Genomic DNA, 22,066 nt, shown 5'->3' with positions numbered 1-22,066 from the left:
GCTGTTGAGTTCTCAAGGAACGGTCGCTTCCTTTGTACTCACCCTCTCGGGCTTTCCTCCGGGCGCTTCCCTTCGGTCTTGCGTTTCCGACTCTACCAGATCTTTTCTCGATCCGATTTCCTCGGTGCTTTCCAGGTTCCCGCTCTCGCGTTTCCCTTTCCGGCGCTTCCGACTTTATCAGAACTCTCGGGCCGGATTGACCAGCCACTCAATTTCCGATTCATCGGGAGGGGCTTCTCGGGAATCGATGTTCCACTGAAGCAGATAGATTTTCACTCGGCCCGGGTGGACTGCATCCACTTCCAGGCAACTGTTCGAATCTACCTCCCCACACGTTCCGTGTCAACGGCTCCTGCGGGGCGAAGAGGAGACTAGCAGCTCAGCAGGTGTGTACGCACATCAGGCCGCCGTGGGAACCGTGGCCCTGCGCTCGGCCGCCTCGACGTCGCCTGTCTCTCCGGCACGGGCAGCTCGGCCGCCCAGGACATAGACGTAAGCCAGGAAGGCCAGTTCAGCGGCGATACCGATGCTGATGCGGGCCCAGGTGGGCAGGCCCGAGGGCGTGACGAAGCCTTCGATGACGCCCGAGACGAAGAGGACCAGGGCGAGTCCTATCGCCATGCCTATGGCGGCACGTCCCTCTTCGGCGAGGGCGTGGCGTCGGGTGCGCGGGCCCGGGTCGATGAGCGTCCAACCGAGACGCAGGCCGGTGCCGGCGGCGACGAAGACCGCGGTCAGTTCGAGGAGCCCGTGCGGCAGGACGAGGCCGAGGAAGGTGTCCAGGCGTCCTGCCGACGACATCAAGCCGAAGCCGACCCCGAGGTTGAGCATGTTCTGGAAGAGGATCCAGAGCACTGGCAGGCCGAGGAAGACGCCCAGGATCAGGCAGAGGGCGGCGGCCCAGGCGTTGTTCGTCCACACCTGGGCGGCGAAGGAGGCGGCGGGGTGGCTTGAGTAGTACGTCTCGTACTGGCCGCCGGGGCGGGTGAGCTCTCGCAGTTCACTGGGGGCCGCGATGGTGGCCTGTACTTCGGGGTGCGTGCCTATCCACCAGCCCAGGAGCGCCGCGACGAGGGTGGACAGCAGCGCCGTAGGCACCCACCAGTGGCGCGATCGGTAGACGGCTGCGGGGAAGCCGTGGGTGAGGAAGCGGGTGACGTCTCGCCATGAGGCGCGTCGTGTGCCCGTGACGGCGCTGCGCGCGCGTGCCACCAGTTGGCTCAGCCGACCGGTCAGCTGGGGGTCGGGGGCGCTGGACTGGATCAGGGAGAGGTGGGTGGCGGTGCGTTGGTAGAGGGAGACGAGTTCGTCGGTCTCCTCGCCGGTGAGGCGGCGCTGGCGCCCGAGCAGGGTTTCGAGGCGGTCCCATTCGGCACGGTGGGCGGTGACGAAGACGTCGAGGTCCATCTGCTTTCCTGCTCCCCGGCTGTTCGTCGGCGACTCGTCGTGGATGTCAGCTTGTCGTACTGCGGCGCGATGCGCCCTCAGCTTGGCAGACTGGCCATTCCAGGGGCAGGTCAGGGGAAGGACGAACGGCGTGAGTGAGCTGGTGACGGGCGAGGCGGTGGCGCTGGAGTTGCGCCCCGCGAAGCTGCCCAGCAGGGCGCTGGCCGTGTTGTTGGATCTGACAGTGGCCGTGGTCGCCTATGTCGCCGTGACCATTGGAGTGATGGCGGCCACCGCTTCGCTGGACGAGGCGGCGCAGACCGCGCTGTCGATCGCGATGTTCGTTCTGTTGCTGGTCGGCGGGCCGATCGCGGTCGAGACGCTCAGCCATGGGCGCTCGCTCGGGAAGCTGGCGTGCGGGCTGCGTGTGGTGCGCGACGACGGCGGTCCGATCCGGTTCAGGCACGCGTTGGTGCGGGGTCTCATCGGCGTGATCGAGATTGTGATGACGTTCGGCGTCATCGCCGTCATCGCTTCGCTGGTGTCCGCGCGCGGGCGGCGGCTCGGTGACGTGTTCGCCGGGACTCTCGTCGTACGGGAAAGGGTGCCGCTTGCACGCACGGGGTTCGTTCCCCCGCCGCCGCCGTGGCTGGCCGGGCGGTTCTCGGGGCTTGACCTGTCGGCGGTTCCCGATGACCTGTGGCTCGCCGTCCGCCAGTACCTGACGCGGATGCAGCAACTCGACCCCCAGGTCGCCTGGAACATGGCGGAGCGGCTCGCGACGGACGTCGCCGCGCGCACAGGTGCTCCAGCACCGCAGGGTGTGCCGCCGGCGGCGTTCCTGGCCGCCGTTCTGCAGGAACGGCAGGCCCGAGAGGCGAGGCGCGCTTTCGGTGGCGGGGCCGCTGGTGGTGCGGGCCCTGCGCACGGTGCGGGGGCTGCGGCTGGAGCACCGACCCCGCACGCATATGGACCGCCGGTGACGCCGGCTGGGCCTCCATCGCCACTGACTGCCCCACACAGAGGGCCGGGGGCTCCGGTGGGCGTTCAGCCGACGGGTCGGAAGGAGTGGGAGCGGTCCGCCGTGCCGCAGGAAGCGGCTCAGCACTCGCCGGTCCCTCCACGCGCCGCAGCCCCGCAGGACACGCCACCGGACAACCGGCCCGCCACCGGCTTCGTACCGCCCGCCTAGGGCTTCGCCGTTCCTGGGCGGCGGCTGCCCGGTGGCCCGGTCGTGCCCGCCTCGCTCAAGTGAACGTGGACGGTGGCGATTCCAGGTCTTCCAGCTCGATGCCGGGGGCGGCGAGAACCACGTCGCCCGTGATGTGCACGGCGTGCTGTTCACCTGTGTCCAGGGCTGTGACCTGGTACTCGTCCACGGTCAGAGGGCCGTTGTCAGTGGCGTGTGTTTCTCTGTTCACCAGAGCCCAGGACTGGTCCACGGTGCGCGGGGCCAGGACCGGGTCCGTAAGGGCCAGGAGGCGTACGCGAGTTGCGGAGGCGGAAGGGGTGAGGCGCAGGAGACGGGTGGTGGCGATGAGAAACGCGGGGGACGACCCGGTGAAGGCGTGGGCGCGCACATTGCCTTCCGTGGCCTGAGCCCCGGTGGGGTCGGTACGGACCCAGGTGACGCCGTCCAGGGCGGCGCCGCGTACCTGCCAGCCGCCGGCGTGGAGTTCGAGGCGGATGGGGCGGCCGAGTTCGTCCAGGGCGAGGTCGACGGAGCCGCAGTGGTCGCCCGCGGGGGTGGTCAGCTGGGAGACGTAGCGCCAGCCGGAAGGGCCGGGGGCGCAGTGGAAGTGCTCTTCTGCGAGAGGGGTGTGATCGTGCGGATCGTGGAGCGAATAGCGGCCGCGGGGCATCGGGGTCCTGGGTCTTGACGGGCTGATCCGGCCCTATCGGCTGGAGAAGCCGCATGGCCGAAGAGGCAGGCCCCCGACACGGGGGTGCGGGGGCCTGTCTCGGAGGTTCGCTGCTGAACAGCGCGCCAGTGCACGGGCGGGCTCGGTGGGGGCTGCCGTGCGTACCGCGCACGCCGGCCGGCGTCCGTGGTGCGCCGGCCGAGGCCGGGGGTTGCCCTGTGAGGCGTACCGCCCAGCAAGTTCGCTCGGGCGGTGCGGCTCACGGCGACTCGAACCGGCCCTGGCTGGGCTCAGTAGCGGTAGTGGTCCGGCTTGTACGGGCCCTCGACCTCGACACCGATGTAGGCGGCCTGCTCGGGGCGGAGCGTCGTCAGCTTCACGCCGAGCGCGTCCAGGTGGAGGCGGGCGACCTTCTCGTCGAGGTGCTTGGGCAGCGTGTACACGCCGGTCGGGTAGGCGTCGGGCTTGGTGAACAGCTCGATCTGGGCCAGCGTCTGGTCCGCGAACGAGTTGGACATCACGAACGACGGGTGACCGGTGGCGTTGCCCAGGTTCAGCAGGCGGCCCTCGGACAGGACGATGATCACCTTGCCGTCGGGGAAGGTCCAGGTGTGCACCTGGGGCTTGACCTCGTCCTTGACGATGCCCGGGATCTTGGCGAGGCCGGCCATGTCGATCTCGTTGTCGAAGTGGCCGATGTTGCCCACGATCGCCTGGTGCTTCATCTTGGCCATGTCCGAGGCCATGATGATGTCCTTGTTGCCGGTCGTGGTGATGAAGATGTCGGCCTTGTCGATGACCTCGTCGAGGGTCGTGACCTGGTAGCCGTCCATCGCCGCCTGCAGGGCGCAGATCGGGTCGATCTCGGTGACGATCACGCGGGCGCCCTGTCCGCGCAGGGACTCCGCGCAGCCCTTGCCCACGTCGCCGTAGCCGCAGACGACCGCGGTCTTGCCGCCGATGAGGACGTCGGTGGCGCGGTTGATGCCGTCGATCAGGGAGTGGCGGCAGCCGTACTTGTTGTCGAACTTCGACTTGGTGACGGCGTCGTTGACGTTGATCGCCGGGAACAGGAGGATGCCGTCGCGCTGCATCTCGTACAGCCGGTGGACGCCGGTCGTGGTCTCCTCGGTCACGCCGCGGATCTCGGAGGCCAGCTGGGTCCACTTCTGCGAGCCGTCCGTGATGGTGCGGTGCAGGAGTTCGAGGATGACGCGGTGCTCGTCGGACTCGGCGGTGTCGACGTCCGGGACCTTGCCGTCCTTCTCGTACTCGACGCCCTTGTGGACGAGGAGGGTGGCGTCACCGCCGTCGTCCAGGATCATGTTCGGGCCGCCGGTGGGGCTGTCCGGCCAGGTCAGGGCCTGCTCGGTGCACCACCAGTACTCCTCCAGGGTCTCGCCCTTCCAGGCGAAGACCGGGATGCCCTGGGGGTTGTCCGGCGTGCCGTTCGGGCCGACGGCGATGGCGGCGGCCGCGTGGTCCTGGGTGGAGAAGATGTTGCAGGAGGCCCAGCGGACCTGGGCGCCGAGGGCGGCCAGGGTCTCGATGAGGACGGCGGTCTGCACGGTCATGTGCAGGGAGCCGGTGATGCGGGCGCCGGCCAGCGGCTGGGCCTCGGCGTACTCCTTGCGGATCGCCATCAGGCCGGGCATCTCGTGCTCGGCGAGGGTGATCTCCTTGCGGCCGAACTCGGCCAGGGAGAGGTCGGCGACCTTGAAGTCCTGTCGGTTCTCGACAGTCGTCATTGCGAGCTGCTCCTCGGGGTTGGGGCGAGGGTGGGTACGGCTGGTCTGCGCGGCGGCGGACACAGGGGTGCCCGAAGAGGACACAGGCATGCCCGCGTAACGCGCAGCGCAGTCCGTCGGAGGCCCTCTCTCCCTCGGTCGGTCCGTGTCGGGACCGCCCGACCGCCATCAGCAGCGACGTCTGGCTCTGTCCCAAGCTACACCGGGAGGCCCGGCCGCCCCCAGTCCGCCTGCGAACAGATCACGCCATCAAGACGGCCGCTCCCCGCGGTGGTGGGTCTGGTGGTGGGTCTGGTGACGGCCTGGTGCGAAGGCCGGGGGCGGGAGCGATAACAGGACACCGACAAACGGTCGACAGGAGGCAATCAAGCGGGATCTACAGGGATCTTCTGGTCTTTGAGTCTGCGGCGAGGTGGTGCAGGATGCCCGGGAGATCTGACCAACTGATCGATCCTGCGGGTCGCCCGGGACGGCGGTCCGTATGACAAAGGCGTGAGGAGATCGATGTGACCAGTCCGGCCGGCCCTCCCCCCACGGGCAGCGGCGGTGGCGAGCGGCAGCGGTTGAAGCTGCTCGCGGTGACCGCGTGCCCGACCGGCATCGCGCACACGTACATGGCGGCGGAAAAGCTCGCGCAGGCCGCCGAGAGCCGCGGTATCGACATGAAGGTGGAGACCCAGGGATCCATCGGGGCTGAAAACATCCTCGATGACAACGATGTCAACCACGCCGACGGTGTCATCGTCGCCGCGGACAAGGACGTGGACCTGAGCCGTTTCGTCGGCAAACGGGTACTGAGCGTCGGGGTGGCCGAGGGCATTCGCCACCCTGAGCAGCTGCTCGAGCGGGTGTTGTCGGCGCCGGTGCACGGGACGGGCGGCGCTCCGACGTCCTCATCCACCGCCGGAGGCGGCAAGGAGCGGAGCGCCGGCTACAAGGCGCTGATGAACGGGGTCAGTTACATGATCCCGTTCGTGGTGGTCGGCGGGCTGCTGATCGCGATCTCGCTCTCGCTCGGCGGACACACCGACCCGTCGGGCGGTCTGGTCATCCCGAAGGACTCCTTCTGGATGGATGTGAACAACATCGGTGTCATCGGCTTCACGCTGATGGTGCCGATCCTGTCCGGATACATCGCGTATGCCATCGGGGACCGGCCCGCCCTCGTGCCCGGCATGATCGGTGGCTGGATCGCCGACACCGGCGAGCTGTACGGCTCCAAGGCGGGGGCCGGGTTCATCGGGGCGATCGTGACCGGGTTCCTCGCCGGGTATCTGGTGGTGTGGATCAAGAAGGTCAGGGTTCCGAAGTTCGCGCAGCCGATCATGCCGATCATCGTGATCCCGATCGTGGCGACGACCGCGCTCGGGCTGTTCTTCATCTACGTCATCGGTGAGCCGATCTCCTGGGTGTTCGAGCACCTGACCGACTGGCTCAGCGGGATGACGGGTACCAGCGCGATCCTGCTCGGCGCGATCCTGGGGCTCATGATCGCGTTCGACATGGGCGGGCCGGTCAACAAGACGGCGTTCCTGTTCGGGGCGGGGCTCATCGCGACCGGCAACCAGACGGTCATGGGGATGTGCGCGGCGGCGATCCCGGTCATGCCGTTGGGGCAGGGCCTGGCGACGCTGATACGGAGGCGGCTGTACACCGAGCAGGAACGGGAGACGGGGCTCGCCTCGCTGTTCATGGGGTGCTTCGGGATCTCCGAGGGCGCGATCCCGTTCGCCGCGGCGCGGCCCGCGCAGGTCATCCCGGCCAACATGCTGGGCGGCGCGGTGGCCGGAGCCATCGCCGGTGTCGCCGGGGTCGAGGACGCGGTGCCGCACGGTGGCCCGATCGTCGCGGTGCTGGGTGCGGTGAGCGGCGTACCGATGTTCTTCGTGGCCGTGGCCATCGGCTCGGTCGTCACCGCGCTGGCCACGGTCGCCCTGGTCGACGTCGGTGAGCGCAGGCGGCGGGGGGAGCCCGTCATCGGCGTCGGCACGGCCGGCCCCGAGCCCGCGCTGGTCGGGGTGGGCGCCGGTGGTGTCGCGGCGCGGGGAACCGTACGCGAGTCGGGAGCGGTCGGGGCCGGTGCGTCCTCCGGGGCCACGTCGACTGGGCCGGCGGGGCCCGAGGAGACGAAGGAGACTGCGGAGTCCGAAGAGACCGTGGACCGCGCTCCGGCAGCCGCCGGGAGTGGAGCGGACGAGGTTCTCTTGGGCCGTCTCACCCGTCAGACCGTGAAGGTCCGGCTCGAAGCGGCCGACAAGGCGTCCGCGATCCGGGAGATGGCTGAGCTGCTGGCGCGTACCGGAAGGGTGGCCGACCTGGACGAGCTGGTGGCGTGCGCGCTGCGGCGGGAGGCGCAGGGCACCACCGGGCTCGGTGAGGAGATCGCGATTCCGCATGCCAAGACGGATGCGGTCACCGCGCCGGTCGTCGGCTTCGCGCGGTCGGCGCAGGGTGTGGAGTGGGGCTCGCCGGACGGTACGAAGGCGCGGCTGGTGTTCATGATCGCCGTACCGGAGGCGGCCGCGGGTGACGAGCATCTGCGGATTCTGGCGCAGCTGTCGCGGAGGCTGACGGACGCGGGGTTCCGGGAGCGCCTGCTGGCCGCGCCGGACGAGTCCGCCGTCCTCGGGGCGCTGCGCGAGGTCGGATAGCAGCAAGGCCGGGGCCGCGCCCGGTGGGTCGGGGCCGTGCCCAGTGGGTTGCCGGGCGCGGGCCTGGTGGGCCGGGCGCGGGCCCGCACAGACCGGTCATGTACGGCCGCTAGGCTCTGCGCCCGCGGAAGGGCCGCATGAGGGGGTACGAAATGTCCGGCAAGGGGCGGGGGCTGGGGATCGCAGCCGTCGTGGTGGGGCTGGTGGGGCTGCTGTCGGGGCTCGGTGGTCTCGCCTACGCGCAGCACGCCTTCGGTGGTTCGGTCGTGTCGAGCGACAGCATGACGCCGACGTACGGCCCGGGGGACCGGATCTTCTACGAGCGGATCGACGGGAGCGACGTGCGGCGCGGTGATGTCGTCGTGTTCTCGGCGCCGGACCGGTACGGCTTCGACGCGCTGGTGATGGAACGCGTCATCGGCGTGGGCGGCGACCATGTGACGTGCTGCACGGGAGCGGGCGCGGACACACGGGTCCTTGTCAACGGACGGCCGCTGCAGGAGCCGTATCTGAAGAGCCCCGAGGACAGCCGTGGGTTCGGCGTGGCCTCCTACGACGTGTCGGTTCCCGAGGGGCGGCTGTTCATGCTGGGCGACCATCGTGCGAACGCCCGTGACGCGCGGGCCTTCCTCGACGACCAGGGCGGGACGCTTGCGGATTCGGTGATCCGGGGACGTGTGATCGAGGACTTGACGGTGCCCGCGGTGCTCGGGACAGCGATGGTGCTCGGGGCGCTGCTGGTGCCGGTCGGGGTCGGTCTGGGGATCGCCGCCGTGGTCGTACGGCGACGGGCGCGGGCCGCGGTGCCGCCTCCGCCGCCGTGGGCGGTGCAGGGCTGAGGAGGTGTACGAAGCCCATGGGGCCCGCCGAGTGACTCGGCGGGCCCCATGGCCGTTGCGGGCAGCGCCGCTGGGGGACGTCAGTGTCCGGCGCTCGGCGCCGCTCCCCCGGGCGTCGCCTCGGGGTCGGGGCCCTTGGCCGCGTCGGCCTCGCTGTAGATGTCGGGTTCGAGGTAGATCACGCGGGCGATCGGGACGGCCTCGCGGATGCGGGACTCGGCGGCGTCGATGGCGGAGGCGATCTGGGCGGCCGTGGCGTCGTGGCGGACGGCGATCTTGGCGGCTACCAGGAGCTCTTCGGGGCCGATGTGCAGCGTGCGCATGTGGATGATGCGGGTGACCGCGTCACCGTCGACGACGGCGGCCTCGATCTTGTTGACCTCGTCGACGCCGGCGGACTCGCCGAGCAGCAGCGACTTGGTCTCGATGGCCAGGACGACCGCGATCAGGACGAGCAGGACGCCGATGCAGATGGTGCCGATGCCGTCCCAGACGCCGTCACCGGTGAGCAGGGCGAGGCTGACGCCGCCCAGGGCGAGGATCAGACCGACCAGCGCGCCGAGGTCCTCCAGCAGCACGACGGGCAGCTCGGGGGCCTTGGCGTGGCGGACGAACTCCTTCCAGGACTTGCGGCCCCGCAGGACGTTCGACTCCTTGATGGCCGTGCGGAAGGAGAAGGTCTCGGCGATGATCGCGAAGACGAGGACGCCGACCGGCCAGTACCAGTGCTCGATCTCGTGCGGGTGCTTGATCTTCTCGTAGCCCTCGTAGAGGGCGAACATGCCGCCGACCGAGAACAGGATGATCGAGACGAGGAAGGCGTAGATGTAGCGTTCGCGGCCGTAGCCGAAGGGGTGCTGGGGGGTCGCCTCGCGCTGGGCCTTCTTGCCGCCGACCAGCAGCAGGGCCTGGTTGCCGGAGTCCGCGAGCGAGTGCACGCCCTCGGCGAGCATCGACGACGAGCCGCTGAACGCGAACGCCACGAACTTCGATGCCGCGATCGCGAGGTTGGCGGCGAGTGCCGCCACGATCGCCTTGGTACCGCCTGACGCGCTCATGTGTCGCGTTGTCCCTTCGACTTCGTACGTACGCCGTCCCGGGCGCCACCGAAAGGGAAGCCTGGCCCCCGATCGGCTTTGCCCGTCCTTTGCCGGTGGGCCATTGTTGCAGCCCGCTCCGACAACGGCGCGCCGGGTCGCCGGATGGCGTCCGTCAGACGACGACCGTTGCCCGGAAGACCGTACCGGCACCGGCCAGTTCGGTCCGCTCCCCTGCCGGTACGAAGACGGATCCGCCCGGCGTGAGCCGGTGCTCCCCGACGCGGACGGAACCGGCGGTGCAGAGCAGGATCTGCGGGGTCGCGCGCGTGAGGTCGTGGGCGACGGCGCCCTCCGGGAGCACGTACCGGGACAGCCGGAACTCGTCGGTCGGGGTCTCGTAGACCTCCTCGCCGTCCGGAGCTGCCTCGGGGCGCAGCACGCCCGGGTCGCCCGCCTCGAAGCGGACGACGCGCAGGAGTTCGGGGACGTCGACGTGCTTGGGGGTCAGGCCGCAGCGCAGGACGTTGTCGGAGTTGGCCATGATCTCGACGCCGAGGCCGCTGAGGTACGCGTGCGGGATGCCGGCGCCGAGGAACAGGGCCTCGCCGGGCTGCAGCCGGACGCGGTTGAGCAGCATCGCGGCGATGACACCGGGGTCGCCCGGGTAGTGGTGGGCGATGTCGGCGTACGGGGCGTGGTCGCCGCCGAGGCGGGAGCAGGCGGCCGCGGCCTCGGCGACGGTGTGGGCCATCTCGTCCGGGTCGGCGGTGAGGATCGCGGTGAGCACCTCGCGCAGGGCGGCGTCCTCGGGGTGGGCGTGCAGCAGGTCGACGTACGGCTTGAGGGAGTTGACGCCGAGGCCGTCCAGCAGGTCGGCGGCCCGCAGCGGGTCACGGAAGCCGCACAGGCCGTCGAACTCGGTGAGCGCGCAGATCAGTTCGGGCTTGTGGTTGGCGTCCTTGTAGTTGCGGTGGCCGGCGTCCACCGGGATGCCCCGGCGCTCCTCGTCCTCGTAGCCGGCCCTCGCCTGTGCCAGGTCGGGGTGCACCTGGAGGGAGAGCGGAGCCCCGGCGGCGAGGATCTTGAGGAGGAAGGGCAGTCGGGGGCCGAACTTGGCGACGGCGGCGGCGCCCAGTTCACGCTCCGGGTCGGCCTCGATGACCTCGACGAGGGTGCCGCGCCCGGTGCGCGAGGGGGCGCCGGGGTGGGCGCCCATCCACATCTCCGCCTGCGGTTCGCCGGTCGGCTCTGCCCCGAGGAGCTTCGGGATCGCGGTGGTGGAACCCCAGGCGTAGGGGCGGATGGTGTTGTCGAGGCGGTCCATGCGGTTCCGTGTCTGCTCTCTGTGAGTGCGGCGCGGCGTGGTCTTCGGTGGACGCGGGCCCGGCTGACGCTGGTCCGGCTTGTGCACGGCTGCCGCTTCCTTGCGCGTACGGCTGTCATTTCCTTGTCCGTACGGCCGTCAGGGCGTCACGCCGTGAGGCCGTCAGGCTGTCCTGGGACAGATCAGACAACCGAAGCGAGCGCCAGGTAAACGGCGGCGAAATCCGTGATGGCGATCAGTTCCGCGAGGGTCTCCAGTTCGCCACCGGCCTCCGGCTCCAGCTCGCTGATCGGCGTGTCGTGGCTCAGGGCCAGGTCGCGGGCGGTGGGCGCGGCGGTGAGGCCGCCGCTGGGGCGGTCGCGCAGCAGCACCACGCGCGCGTGCAGGGCGGGTGGCTCCTCCACCCGGTCCCGGAAGAAGTCGTCGGGGTCGGCGCTCGCCGCGAGCGGGCCGGCGAGCAGCGCGCTGTGCGAGGAGAGGGCCTCGGGCAGTTCGGCGACCAGGGCGGGGTGGCCGGAGAGCTCGGCGAGCGCGGCGGCGAAACGCCGGCCTGCCGGGCCGGCGGAGACGCCCTCGGTCCAGATCAGCGGGAGGGTGTCGGCGAGTTCGGCGGCCAGGGTCTTCGCCGGGTTGCTGTAGGTCGCGATGGCGGGGCCGCAGCGTTCGGCGATGTGGTCGAGGCGGTCGGCGACCTTCTCCAGGGCCTCGGGCGGGGCGGCGAGCGTGCCGGTGCGGTCCAGGAGCGCCAGGAGAGGGGTGAGCAGCGCCCACAGGACGCCGGGGGCGGAGGCGGCGAGGGGTTCGTCGTGCTCGTACGGGGTCGTCGCCATCGGCACGAACAGGCCATGGTTGCCGTGCACCGCCTCGGTGAGGGGGGTCCCGGAGGGTGCCACCGCGACGACCGTGCAGCCTCGGCGGTAGGCCTGCTCGGCGAGCAGGGAGAGGCCCGGCTCGGTGCCGTCGGGGGTGGTGATCAGCAGCAGGTCCACGGAGCCCGCCCAGCCGGGCAGCTCCCAACGCAGGGCGCCCGCGGCGGGGGCCACGCCGGAGGGGGCCAGCCGGGTTACGGGGCTGGTGGCGCCGGCGAGTGTGCCGAGGAGGTCGGCCACGCAGATGGCGGCGGCGCCGGGGCCCGCGATGAGGACGGCGCGGGGGCGGCCGTCGGGCTTGAGGTCGTGGACGCCGGCCTCGGCGGCGTGCCGGGCGGCGGTGCGGACGCGGGCGCCGGCTTCGGCCGCACCGCGGAGCAGGGCACGCCGGTCGGCCTCGGCGAGCGCCTCCGGCGTGTCGAGCAGCGATTCGTCGAGCATGGGCGGCAGCCTCCGAGCGCCGGGGCGGACTGGGGCGGAGCGGGCTGTGCGGCGTTCCCTGGGTGCGGGTCCGGTTTCCGTCAGTAGGGGTCCGGTCCCGTCAGTACGGGTCCGGCTCCCCTCAGTACGGGTCCGGTTTCCGTCGAGCGCGAGCGGGCGGTTCTCCGCTCGGGCCACCGGTCGTCATGGTGCCGTGGACCGAAAGCCGTACGCCGGTGTCGAAACGCCGGTGGCCTCGGGGTCAGGCGGGGCGGCGGGCCTCGTCCACCAGCAGAACGGGGATACCGTCGCGGACGGGGTACGCCAGGCCGCAGTCCTGGCCGGTGCAGATCAGCTCGGCCTCCTGCTCCTTGAGCGGGGCGTGGCAGGCCGGGCAGGCGAGGATCTCCAGGAGGCCGGCTTCCAGCGGCATGGCGGGTCCCTTCTGGGGTGGGTTGCGCGGTACGTGCGTGTGTGCGGATGTGCCTGGTCAGCGTACCGCCGGTGAGGGCGGGGTGCCGGGGTTGCGCGGGGCGGGCCGGACGGGTCGGGTGGTGCCGCGGCGGCCGTGCGCGGGCACGGCCCCGCCGCGCTCGCCCGTCCCGCCCCGAGGGGCTCCGGGCCCTTTCGTCCTCAGCCCCGGATGATCGCCAGCACCTCGTCCCGCACCTTCGCCATCGTCGCGTCGTCGCGCGCTTCCGCGTTCAGGCGGAGCAGGGGCTCGGTGTTGGACGGGCGGACGTTGAACCACCAGTCGGCCGCCGTGACGGTCAGGCCGTCGAGCTCGTCGAGACGCACGTCCTCTCGGCCCTCGTACGTGGCCTTGATGGCCGCGAGACGGCCCGCCTGGTCGGCGACGGTGGAGTTGATCTCGCCGGAGCCCGTGTAGCGGTCGTACTGCGCGACCAGGTGCGAGAGCGGGCCGTCCTGGCCACCGAGGGCCGCCAGGACGTGGAGGGCGGCCAGCATGCCCGTGTCGGCGTTCCAGAAGTCCTTGAAGTAGTAGTGGGCGGAGTGCTCGCCGCCGAAGATGGCGCCGGTCCTGGCCATCTCGGCCTTGATGAACGAGTGGCCGACCCGGGTGCGGACCGGGGTGCCGCCGTTCTCCTCGACGACCTCCGGGACCGACCAGGACGTGATCAGGTTGTGGATGATCGTGCCCTTGCCGCCGTGCTTGGCGAGCTCGCGCGAGGCCACCAGGGCGGTGATGGCCGACGGGGAGACCGGGGCGCCGTTCTCGTCGACGACGAAGCAGCGGTCGGCGTCGCCGTCGAAGGCGATACCGAGGTCGGCGGACTCCTCGCGGACCCGCTTCTGGAGGTCGACGATGTTCGCCGGGTCCAGCGGGTTGGCCTCGTGGTTCGGGAACGTGCCGTCCAGCTCGAAGTACATCGGGACGAGGGTGAGGGGCAGGCCGGCGAAGACCGTGGGGACGGTGTGGCCGCCCATGCCGTTGCCCGCGTCGACGACGACCTTCAGGGGGCGGATGGTCCTCAGGTCGACGAGGGAGCGGAGGTGGGCCGCGTAGTCCTCCAACGTGTCGCGCTGCGTGATCGTTCCCGTCTGCGCCGCGGGTGCCGGTGCGCCCGACTCCGTCCAGCCCTCGACCAGTTCGCGGATCTGCGCGAGGCCGGAATCCTGGCCGACCGGGGCCGCGCCCGCTCGGCACATCTTGATGCCGTTGTACTGGGCCGGGTTGTGCGAGGCCGTGAACATCGCGCCGGGCAGGTCCAGCGCTCCCGAGGCGTAGTACAGCTGGTCCGTCGAGCACAGGCCGATCTCGGTGACGTCGACGCCCTGTGCCGCCGCTCCGCGCGCGAAGGCACGGGACAGGCCGGGCGACGAGGGGCGCATGTCGTGCCCGATCACGATCGCGCTCGCGCCGGTCACTTGGACGAAGGCGGCCCCGAAGAGCTCGGCCAGCGGCTCGTCCCACTGGTCCGGGACGACCCCGCGTACGTCGTACGCCTTCACGAGCTGTGACAGATCAGCAGCCACGGCCAACCCTCCTGGAAGTCCTGTCGGTCACCCCAAACTACCCGCCCCCACCGACAGCACGCTGTGTGCCCGCTGAGTGGACCCCAGCCGTAACCTCAGGTCAGCGCGGAGGTCAGGGCAGCATCCAGCACAGCACCGGTGAGCTCTGCCCGACGACGATCAGACACACCACCAGCAGCAGGCCGAGGCGCCCCGGCAGCACCCGCCGCCGCAGCTCCCCCTCCCGGCCGGTGAGCCCCACCGCCGCGCCCGCGATGGTGAGGTTCTGCGGCGAGATCGTCTTGCCGAGCACACCTCCTGAACTGTCGACGGCGGCCAGGAGTTCCGGGGACAGCCCGACTCCCGGGCAGCCGCCACCTGCGAGGCGCCGAACAGCGCGTTTGTCCGGGGTGTCCGACCCGGCAAGGGCGTCTGACGCCCCACCACGGACGCCACCTCGTCCAGCGGCAGTCCGGGGACCTGAGCCGACGTCACCACCGGCGTGCCGATGGCGCGAATGCCACGGACGCGGTGTCGGCGACCAACGCGACGACCACCGCACGCACGGTTCGAACCCGAGCGCCGCCAGCAGGTGAGCCAGGCAGCCGGAACGGCCGCCAGGAGCCCTGCGAGACGAGCGAGATACGTTTTCAGGCGCACCCCGCCCGACAGAACGAGGACGAGACGATCACCAGCGGCTGTGCTGCCACCAGGGCGGACAGGCCGAGCGAGCCGGCGACGGGGTTCCAGTTCCTTGACGTGCACGGGCGCCACCCGGATTCCGCCACCCTGATTCCGACACACGGAAAGCGGCTTCTCGATCCGGCATACGAACGGTCGCGTCCGCGCCAACGACACGTCAACGCCTGTGCGTCACCCGCGATACACGCACCCAGGGAAGAACAGCCATGGACAGCCATGGAACAACAGCCCTGGGCCCGGGCTCAGTTGTCGGGCGAACGCAGCACCCGCAGATGTCCCCGCCGCGCGACCTCCATCGGATCGGCGGCGCGCGCTCCGCCCCCGCCGGCCTCGGCCGCCCGCTCCTGCGGACGGGCCGCCTCGCGTACGGCGTTGGCAAGCGCTTCCAGGTCGTCCCCGCTGGGGCGGGCCGGGGCCGAACCGTCCAGCAGTCGTACGACCTCCCACCCGCGCGGGGCGGTGAGACGCTCGGAGTGCTCCGCGCACAGGTCGTAGCAGTGGGGTTCGGCGTAGGTGGCGAGCGGGCCGAGGACCGCGGTCGAGTCGGCGTAGACGTACGTCAGCGTCGCTACGGCGGGACGGCCGCAAGCGGTGCGCGAACAGCGACGTACAGGGCTCACGACGTTGGACGGTACCGCACTCTTGAGCGGGCCGCGACGACTCTCCCCCAGGTCACCCCACCGTGTCGTGTTGTGAAACACCCCACACGCCCCTTTCACCCCAAGCCACTGACCTGCGCGGGAACCCGCCTTCGAGATTCCGCACGCGTTCGAATCCGGTCACCACTCACCACAAACCACACCAATAACCACGAGCTCGACGGTCCCGGAGAGATACGGAAACGAGCCCAACCTTGGCTGGAATGGTCATCTGCCGACATGCCGTACGAGCGGGTCGACGTCACCCGACCGCACCCGGCGATCCGCCACGCGCCCCGCGCGGGGACTACCCTTCACCAGTGATGGACACCCCCGTACCGCCCCGTGCCGTCGGCCCCGGGCCCCGCCGCCGTGATCGCCACGGTCGGGGTATGCGCGGCCCGATCGCACCGCCCCAGGTTCCCCTGGCCGCGAGCCGCGCCGACGCCTTCGCCGATCTGGTGCAGGACTCGGTGGAACGCCTCGAACGCCGCTGGCCCCAGCTGGCCGACATGGATTTCCTGGTCCTGGAGGTCCCTCGCCTGGACGGCCCCGGCCGCACCTGGAACGACGAGGCGGTCCCCCTCGGCGGCACCATCCCCGCACGCGAGGGGCGCCCCGCACGGGTGGTCATCTATCGCCGCCCGGTGGAGATCCGCACCAAGGGCCGGGACGAGCGGGCCGCGCTGGTCCACGAGGTGGTCGTGGAGCAGGTGGCCGAGCTGCTGGGGCTGACACCGGAGACGGTGGATCCCCGCTACGGCGAGGACTGACGCCCCTGTCCGAGCGGCAGACGCGGGCCGTCGCGCAGGCCGCCCGGGGGGACCCGCCCGCGTCCCTACTCCTGCAGCACCGACAGATCCTCGTCCGCCTCCGGCACGGCGACCATCCCCCGGTCGTCCGGAAGCGTCTGCACCGTGAACCCGGGCACGCCCTCCGCCGGCACCGCAAGCGTGCGAGCCGCGTAGACCGGGCCGCCCGACACCGTCTCCACCGTCAGCGCGTACGTGCCCTTCAGACCACCCGGCACCGGTACGTCCAGGTCCTGGGTGGTTCCGGACTTGATCGTGTACGTCTTCGAGGCCGCCGTACCGGCCCCGCCGCCCGACGCCGTCACCTTGATCCGCGCCGACCGGAAGGGCGCCGCCACGGACAGCGTCGTGCCCTTGGCCCTGTTGTCCACCACGGTCGCGCGTGCGCCCACCGGTCGGCTCGCCGGGATGAACGCGGTCTCCTGCTTGGCACCCGACCCGCGCACCACCCGCAGCGCGGCCACCACCGGCACGGACCGGTCCGTGGGCGTCAGCACCAGGGATCCCGCCTCGCCCCGCATGACGTCGCCGAGGTCCACGGCACTCGTCATGCCTGCCTTGACATGCAGCGTCTCGTGCCCGGCCGGCGTGATCGCCCCGGAGGGGGAGGCGAGCCGCACCTTCAGGTCCGCGTCCGCGTCCCCCGGCGTGAAGGCGACCAGCCGCACGGCCTTGGCGTCCTTCGGTATGCCGGGCAGCACCAGGCTCCCCGCGGGATCGGCGGACGCCGCCAGCCAGTCCCCGCCGAGCTTGTCGTCCAGCGCCTGCACCGAGGCCCCCACGCGGCCACTGCGCACGCTCACGTGCACGGTCACGTTGTCCTGCTTCTCACCGGTGAGCGTGGACAGCAGGACCGGCTCGCCCGAATGCGGCTGCACCGTGATCCCCTCCCCCACCGTGGTCTCCAGGACACCGTCCTTGCCGTACAGCTCGATGTCGACGACGGCTGCCGAGTCGTCGGGGTTGGTCAGATGCACGTAGTCCGTGCGGTCGGCGGCCGTACTGGCACCGGGGAACCAGAACTCGGTGTCGGGCTCGACGCAGTTGACGCCCTGCAGGCCGCGCCCCGATCCCGCGGTGACCTGGGTGGTCTCCTGGACGGTCCAACCGGGCGCGAACTTCCCGTCGGCGGTCCCGATCAGGGCCGGCGATTCGGGCCCGGACGCGTCCACGGTGACCGGCGCACCCACCTCCTCGGCCTCAAGGACGGGCTTGTCGGCCTTACCGGCCGCCCCGGCCTTGCCCGTCCTGCCGTCGGCCTTGTCCTTGCCGCCCGCACCGGTCCCCGACGCCTGCGCCGCGGACCGCAGTTGGGCCTTCCCGCCGCTCCCCGTCCCCTTGGTGACGGGCGTGAACGACGTGTACGTCGTCTCGGCGAGGTCCGAGCTGCTCGGCGCCGGACACACCAGGCTCGTACGCTCCACGGGCAGCTCGGCGGCCGTCTTGGCGGTGTCCGTGCCGGACGCGTCCGGCGTGGTGAGCGCCGCGAACCCGGTGACGGCGGCGAGGGCGCCGGCACCGGCGATCAGGGAGAGGGTCGTGCGCTTCACTGCTGGCTCCCGTCGGAACGCTCACTGCCGTGCTGGTGCTGCTGCCCGGGGTCGTACGAGCCGTCGTAGCCCTGCTGGTACGTCTGGTCGTACGAGGCGTCGTAGGTCTGGTCGTACCCGCCGGTGGCGGACTGCCCGCCGTACGCGTACGGGTCGTACTGGCCGCCCTGGTACGGATCCGGCTGGTACGGCTGGTCGTAGGCACCGCCCTCGGGGTACTGCGGGCCGCCGTGGTACTGCTCACCGCCGTAGGTGCCGTATGCGGCGCCCGCGTAACCTGACGCGTCCTTCCCCCAGCCCTGGGCGTCCTCGTCCGTGCTCGTCCCGGCCCCGTACGACTGCTGGTGGGGAATCGCCACGGGCGGCTGCTGCGCGGGAGGAGCCGGGAAGTCCCCGCCCTGCCCGGTCTCTTCGGCCTCCGCCTGGGCACGCAGCCGGCGGGCCCGTCGGCCCTCGCCTGCCACGGCCTCGGCCGGGACGGCCGACTCCTCGGGCAGGTCGTCGTCGACGTCGCGGCGACGCCCCGGAAGAGCCATCACGACGAGGACCACGGCGAGGAAACCCTGCGCCCACAGCCAGGCGGTGTGGCCGACCGGGTCGTCGAAGGTGACGTCGAGCCTGCCGCCGGAGGCGGGCAGTTCGAAGCCCTGGGCCCAGCCGTCGACCGTGGTCGGGGTGAGCGGCTTGCCGTCCAGGGTGGCCGTCCAGCCCTCGTCGGCGCTGTCCGCCAGGCGCAGGACACGCCCTTCGGAGCCGCTCGGGACGGTGGTGTGGATCTCGACGGGCCCGGCGGCGACGGACTGGGGCTCGCCGGAGTCGGCACCCGCCCCGGACTCCGAGCCGGAGACGACGGCCGCACGCGAGACCTGGCGGTCGACCCGCCACAGCGCGCTGCCGTGCTGCTCGCTCAGCCGCGACAGACCGGGCGTGGCGTCCAGCACGCGCGCGACCTCGCGCGGGGCGCCCTTGTGGACCAGGACGTAACGCACCGCGAACGCGCCCAACTGGTCGGCCTGGTCGGCGCCGGAACCGGCGACGAGGTTGGCGACGATCTTGTCGAGCTTGGTGTTCCCCCCGTCGGCCGCGGCGAGTTCGGCGTCTCCGAGGCGGGCGCCGGAGCCGCGGACGAGCATGTAGGCGACGTGGGCCGCGGAGTGGCTGTCGAGGACGAGGGTGCGGGCCTGGTCGCGGGTGTTGCTCTCCTCGGCGACGAACGCCGGCACCTGCACGGGGTCCCGGCGCTCCAGGGGGTTGTCGGCGCCGCGGATCATCCAGCCGACGGCGACGAGCAGCGGACCCGCGGCGGCCGCGAAGGCGATCAGCGCGGCGACCGGCTGGCGCCAGCCGAAACTCTGCTCGGCGACACGCGAGCGTGCCCCGTCCGCGCCGAGCAGGGCGGCGGCCAGGAGCGCGATGCCGTAGACGAGGGTGGCGGGGCCGGCCCAGGCCGAGCTGTTGGACAGGACCGCGAAGACCAGGCCCACCAGGGCGACCGCCCAGGCGGCCAGGATTCCCGACTGGCGCTCGGAACGCAGCAGGGCGGCCAGCGCGGCCAGGACGACGCCGATGAGCATGAACCCGCTGACGGTGCCCGGCCCGCCGGGGCTGACGCCCAGCAGGTCCACGGCGGACGCCGCGGAGGCGCCGTACTGCAGACCGGCCTCCTGGAAGAAGCCGAACGGGAGCAGCGACAGCGACGAGGGCGCGAGGACCAGCAGGGGCACGCCGAGCTGGGCCAGGAAGCGCAGACCGTAGGCCGTGATGTCGGTGCGGCGCACGACCAGGAGTGCGGCCCCGAGCAGCAGCGCGATCGGCCACACGATCGGGGTGAAGGCCGTGGTGATCGTCAGCAGCAGCGCGTACGCCCAGGTCGCGCGCCAACTGCCGCGCGCTCCGGTGCCGTTCGCCAGGCCGCTCGCGGCGATGCCCGCGCGCGCGATGAGCGGCAGCAGCACGGCGAGTACGGCGGTGCCGATGCGACCGCCGGCGAGGGCGCCGGTGACGGCGGGCAGGAAGGCGTAGGCGACGGCCGCCCACGCGCGCAGGAGACGGGACTCGACGAGCGGGCGGGAGGCGAAGTAGGCGGTGAGACCGGCCAGCGGCACCGAGCAGACCAGCAGGATGGTGACCGCGAGCCCGGTCGAGCCCAGCAGCGCTGAGGCGAGCATCGCCACGATCGCCAGATACGGCGGCGCCGACGGGGTGCCCCCGGCGCCCACCGGGTGCCAGGCGTCCAGATAACGGGACCACAGCTCGCCGGAGTCGGCCGGGGCGGGCAGCAGCGCGCCCCCGGCGAGGGCGCCGCCGCCCAGGAGCCCGCGGCACGCGATCAGCGAGACGAGCAGCAGCATCAGGAAGAGCACCGGGCCGGGCTTGCGGGCGATGCGCTTGAGGCGGCCGAACTGCTCTATCTCCAGGAAGTCGGCGTCGTCGCCGCCGGGTCCGGACTCGATCGCGCCGCCGTGCCGTCCCGCGCCTGCGGCCGCCTCGGAGTCGGAGCTGCCGACCAGGCTGCCCGCGGCCTGCTCGACGGTGGCCCGCACGGTTGCGCCGGGCGGCGGGAACAGTGCCCGCAGCTCGGCCTTGTCGATGACCGGGGTTCCGCGCGTGCGCCGCCCGGCGATGATCCGCTCGGGCCGCAGCAGAGTGCCCATGAGGCCGCGGATCTCGTCGAGGGCCTGCCCGGGGACCTTGCCGACGAGGTAGGCCAGCGTCCGCAGGACCGTGCCGAGCACCAGGCGCAGCAGGACCCAGGGCAGGACGGCCGTGCGCGTGTTGACGAGCAGGGTGTAGACGGCCCCCGCCTTGTCGACCTTGTGCGGGGAGGCGGCGGTGCGGCCCACGCAGTCGACGGTGCGGCGCTCGCGGGAGGCCGCCTCGGCGTGTCGTACGACCGCCTCGGGGGCGACGAGGACGCGGTGGCCGGCGGCGGTGGCGCGCCAGCACAGGTCGACGTCGTCGCGCATCAGGGGCAGGCGTCGGTCGAAGCCGCCGAGTTCTTCGAAGACGTCGCGCCGGATCAGCATGCCGGCGGTGGACACGGACAGCACGGACCGGACGTGGTCGTGCTGGCCCTGGTCCTGTTCACGACGGTCCAGGCCGGTCCAGCGGCGACCGGAGTTGGCGATGGTGACGCCCACTTCCAGAAGCTGTCGGCGGTCGTACCAGCCGCGCAGCTTGGGGCCGACGACGGCCACGTCGTCACGGCCGAGTTCGTACTCGTTCTCCACGACGCGCAGCAGCTGGGCCAGGGCGTCGGGTTCGGGGGCGCAGTCGTCGTGCAGGAGCCAGAGCCACTGCACCGGCTCCCCGTGGGGGAGTTCGGGCATGTCGTAGGCGTCGTCGCGCCACGTGCGCGTGACGGGGTCCCAACCGCTCGGCCGCTTCAGGTACGTCAGCTCGTCCGGGGTGAGGACGGGGGCGCTGCGGTTGGCCTCCTCGACGGCCTGGCCGAACCCGGTGCGCCGGGCTAGGTGCAGTACGCGGTCGTCGCCGAGGGCGTCGGTGACCAGCTGCGCGGAGTGGTCCGCGCTGCCGGTGTCGGCCGCGACGGCGAACTGGACGGGGCGCTCCTGGCCGAGCAGCCCGGCGAGCGCGTCGGGCAGCCAGCGGGCGCCGTCGTGGGAGACGAGCACCGCGGTCACCACATGACGCGGGAACTCGGGCGGGCGGGCCGGGTCAGACCCTGCTGCGGCAGCGGGGTCGGGAAGGGCTGCCGGGTGGCTGTGCACGGACATCGAGGTACGGGCCCCGGTTCGATGGACTGCGGTGGACGCCTGTGCCCCAAGGGGGCAGCGGTGCCTCTCGGACGAGCGACCACACTATCGGCTGGGCATGACGGCGGCCCGCCGCCTGTGGATAACCCACCTGCGACGGGCCGTACGTGACGTTTCCGGGTGCGGATGTGAGCCGTCTCGTCAGACGGCGGCCTTCTTCAGGCGTCGGCGTTCGCGCTCGGACAGACCGCCCCAGATACCGAAGCGCTCGTCGTTGGCGAGGGCGTATTCGAGGCACTCGGAGCGGACCTCGCAGGCGAGGCAGACCTTCTTGGCCTCGCGGGTCGAGCCGCCCTTCTCGGGGAAGAAGGACTCGGGGTCGGTCTGGGCGCACAGCGCGCGCTCCTGCCAGCCGAGTTCCTCGTCCGCGTCGTCGACCAGCAGTTGCTGCACCAGCTCGGTCATGTGCGCCCCTCGTCAGTCCTTCGCGTCCCCGTGATGTTGCCGTTACCGATTTCGGCTGAACGACACG

The 22,066-nt window shown here is 71.6% G+C and carries 16 protein-coding genes and 1 pseudogene; 4 read left to right on the top strand and 13 right to left on the bottom strand.

The genetic code is table 11. From position 1 onward, the window contains the following. Positions 1 to 399 precede the first annotated feature (399 nt). Complete coding sequence (locus ACWCPI_RS27225; protein WP_451040600.1) at positions 400 to 1,407, bottom strand: stage II sporulation protein M; 1,008 nt, start codon at positions 1,405 to 1,407, stop codon at positions 400 to 402. A 130-nt stretch (positions 1,408 to 1,537) separates the two neighbouring features. Between ACWCPI_RS27225 and ACWCPI_RS27220 the strand changes: the two genes are divergently transcribed. Continuing rightward, complete coding sequence (locus ACWCPI_RS27220) at positions 1,538 to 2,578, top strand: RDD family protein (protein ID WP_451040599.1); 1,041 nt, start codon at positions 1,538 to 1,540, stop codon at positions 2,576 to 2,578. Positions 2,579 to 2,633: 55 nt separating this feature from the next. On the opposite strand, the gene ACWCPI_RS27215 is transcribed toward ACWCPI_RS27220, so the two are convergent. Together ACWCPI_RS27215 and ahcY are read right to left on the bottom strand one after the other, a co-directional pair. Beyond that, complete coding sequence (locus tag ACWCPI_RS27215) at positions 2,634 to 3,248, bottom strand: hypothetical protein (protein WP_451040598.1); 615 nt, start codon at positions 3,246 to 3,248, stop codon at positions 2,634 to 2,636. Positions 3,249 to 3,538: 290 nt separating this feature from the next. Further along, complete coding sequence (gene ahcY, locus ACWCPI_RS27210; RefSeq protein WP_451040597.1) at positions 3,539 to 4,996, bottom strand: adenosylhomocysteinase; 1,458 nt, start codon at positions 4,994 to 4,996, stop codon at positions 3,539 to 3,541. 506 nt (positions 4,997 to 5,502) lie between these two features. On the opposite strand from ahcY, the gene ACWCPI_RS27205 reads away from it, so the two are divergent. Both ACWCPI_RS27205 and lepB read left to right on the top strand, forming a co-directional pair. Further along, positions 5,503 to 7,647, top strand: a complete 2,145-nt coding sequence (locus ACWCPI_RS27205) for a fructose-specific PTS transporter subunit EIIC (protein WP_451040596.1) — start codon at positions 5,503 to 5,505, stop codon at positions 7,645 to 7,647. 137 nt (positions 7,648 to 7,784) lie between these two features. Continuing rightward, positions 7,785 to 8,486 carry a signal peptidase I gene (lepB, locus tag ACWCPI_RS27200; RefSeq protein WP_451040595.1) on the top strand — a complete coding sequence of 234 codons (702 nt, stop codon included), beginning with the start codon at positions 7,785 to 7,787 and terminating at the stop codon, positions 8,484 to 8,486. Between the two features lie 80 nt (positions 8,487 to 8,566). Here the strand turns inward: lepB and ACWCPI_RS27195 are convergent, their stop codons facing one another. The 7 genes and pseudogenes from ACWCPI_RS27195 to ACWCPI_RS27165 form a co-directional block, all read right to left on the bottom strand. Further along, positions 8,567 to 9,544 carry a cation diffusion facilitator family transporter gene (locus tag ACWCPI_RS27195; protein ID WP_451040594.1) on the bottom strand — a complete coding sequence of 326 codons (978 nt, stop codon included), beginning with the start codon at positions 9,542 to 9,544 and terminating at the stop codon, positions 8,567 to 8,569. Between the two features lie 154 nt (positions 9,545 to 9,698). Then, positions 9,699 to 10,850: a mannose-6-phosphate isomerase, class I gene (gene manA, locus ACWCPI_RS27190; RefSeq protein WP_451040593.1), complete on the bottom strand. Its 1,152-nt coding sequence runs from the start codon at positions 10,848 to 10,850 to the stop codon at positions 9,699 to 9,701. Positions 10,851 to 11,032: 182 nt separating this feature from the next. Continuing rightward, positions 11,033 to 12,160, bottom strand: a complete 1,128-nt coding sequence (locus tag ACWCPI_RS27185; RefSeq protein ID WP_451040592.1) for an SIS domain-containing protein — start codon at positions 12,158 to 12,160, stop codon at positions 11,033 to 11,035. Between the two features lie 241 nt (positions 12,161 to 12,401). Beyond that, entirely contained in the window at positions 12,402 to 12,572 is a 171-nt protein-coding gene (locus ACWCPI_RS27180; protein ID WP_015659983.1) for a Trm112 family protein, read from the bottom strand. Between the two features lie 200 nt (positions 12,573 to 12,772). Continuing rightward, positions 12,773 to 14,137, bottom strand: a complete 1,365-nt coding sequence (locus ACWCPI_RS27175) for a phosphomannomutase/phosphoglucomutase (RefSeq protein ID WP_451040591.1) — start codon at positions 14,135 to 14,137, stop codon at positions 12,773 to 12,775. A 112-nt stretch (positions 14,138 to 14,249) separates the two neighbouring features. Beyond that, positions 14,250 to 14,546, bottom strand: a pseudogene (locus ACWCPI_RS27170) (L-lactate permease); the annotation flags it as partial. A 514-nt stretch (positions 14,547 to 15,060) separates the two neighbouring features. Next, entirely contained in the window at positions 15,061 to 15,438 is a 378-nt protein-coding gene (locus ACWCPI_RS27165) for a DUF3499 domain-containing protein (RefSeq protein WP_004000721.1), read from the bottom strand. Positions 15,439 to 15,779: 341 nt separating this feature from the next. Here ACWCPI_RS27165 and ACWCPI_RS27160 point away from each other — a divergent pair, with 341 nt between their 5' ends. Continuing rightward, complete coding sequence (locus ACWCPI_RS27160) at positions 15,780 to 16,229, top strand: metallopeptidase family protein (RefSeq protein ID WP_388813109.1); 450 nt, start codon at positions 15,780 to 15,782, stop codon at positions 16,227 to 16,229. 65 nt (positions 16,230 to 16,294) lie between these two features. Here ACWCPI_RS27160 and ACWCPI_RS27155 read toward each other — a convergent pair whose 3' ends face one another. The 3 genes from ACWCPI_RS27155 to ACWCPI_RS27145 all read right to left on the bottom strand — a co-directional run bounded on the left by ACWCPI_RS27155 (position 16,295) and on the right by ACWCPI_RS27145 (position 21,999). Then, a complete protein-coding gene (locus ACWCPI_RS27155) occupies positions 16,295 to 17,818 on the bottom strand; it encodes a DUF5719 family protein (protein WP_451040590.1) in 1,524 nt (507 codons plus the stop codon). Next, the gene (locus ACWCPI_RS27150; protein WP_451040589.1) at positions 17,815 to 21,555 is read right to left on the bottom strand and encodes a glycosyltransferase; all 3,741 of its coding nucleotides are present in this window, start codon (positions 21,553 to 21,555) and stop codon (positions 17,815 to 17,817) included. Before ACWCPI_RS27150 ends, ACWCPI_RS27155 begins: the two co-directional genes overlap by 4 nt. A 180-nt stretch (positions 21,556 to 21,735) precedes the next feature. Beyond that, the gene (locus ACWCPI_RS27145; RefSeq protein WP_003975777.1) at positions 21,736 to 21,999 is read right to left on the bottom strand and encodes a WhiB family transcriptional regulator; all 264 of its coding nucleotides are present in this window, start codon (positions 21,997 to 21,999) and stop codon (positions 21,736 to 21,738) included. Positions 22,000 to 22,066 lie beyond the last annotated feature (67 nt).

The organism is Streptomyces sp. NPDC001920 (genome assembly GCF_053594495.1).
This window is presented reverse-complemented; position numbering and strand designations above follow the sequence as displayed.

Bases quoted from the DNA above. Each gene is read 5' to 3' on its own strand.
- ACWCPI_RS27180 (WP_015659983.1), bottom strand. From the start codon at position 12,572: ATGCCGCTGGAAGCCGGCCTCCTGGAGATCCTCGCCTGCCCGGCCTGC.
- ACWCPI_RS27215 (WP_451040598.1), bottom strand. From the start codon at position 3,248: ATGCCCCGCGGCCGCTATTCGCTCCACGATCCGCACGATCACACCCCT.
- ACWCPI_RS27195 (WP_451040594.1), bottom strand. From the start codon at position 9,544: ATGAGCGCGTCAGGCGGTACCAAGGCGATCGTGGCGGCACTCGCCGCC.
- manA (WP_451040593.1), bottom strand. From the start codon at position 10,850: ATGGACCGCCTCGACAACACCATCCGCCCCTACGCCTGGGGTTCCACC.
- ACWCPI_RS27145 (WP_003975777.1), bottom strand. From the start codon at position 21,999: ATGACCGAGCTGGTGCAGCAACTGCTGGTCGACGACGCGGACGAGGAA.
- ACWCPI_RS27160 (WP_388813109.1), top strand. From the start codon at position 15,780: ATGGACACCCCCGTACCGCCCCGTGCCGTCGGCCCCGGGCCCCGCCGC.
- ahcY (WP_451040597.1), bottom strand. From the start codon at position 4,996: ATGACGACTGTCGAGAACCGACAGGACTTCAAGGTCGCCGACCTCTCC.
- ACWCPI_RS27150 (WP_451040589.1), bottom strand. From the start codon at position 21,555: ATGTCCGTGCACAGCCACCCGGCAGCCCTTCCCGACCCCGCTGCCGCA.
- ACWCPI_RS27185 (WP_451040592.1), bottom strand. From the start codon at position 12,160: ATGCTCGACGAATCGCTGCTCGACACGCCGGAGGCGCTCGCCGAGGCC.
- ACWCPI_RS27225 (WP_451040600.1), bottom strand. From the start codon at position 1,407: ATGGACCTCGACGTCTTCGTCACCGCCCACCGTGCCGAATGGGACCGC.
- lepB (WP_451040595.1), top strand. From the start codon at position 7,785: ATGAGGGGGTACGAAATGTCCGGCAAGGGGCGGGGGCTGGGGATCGCA.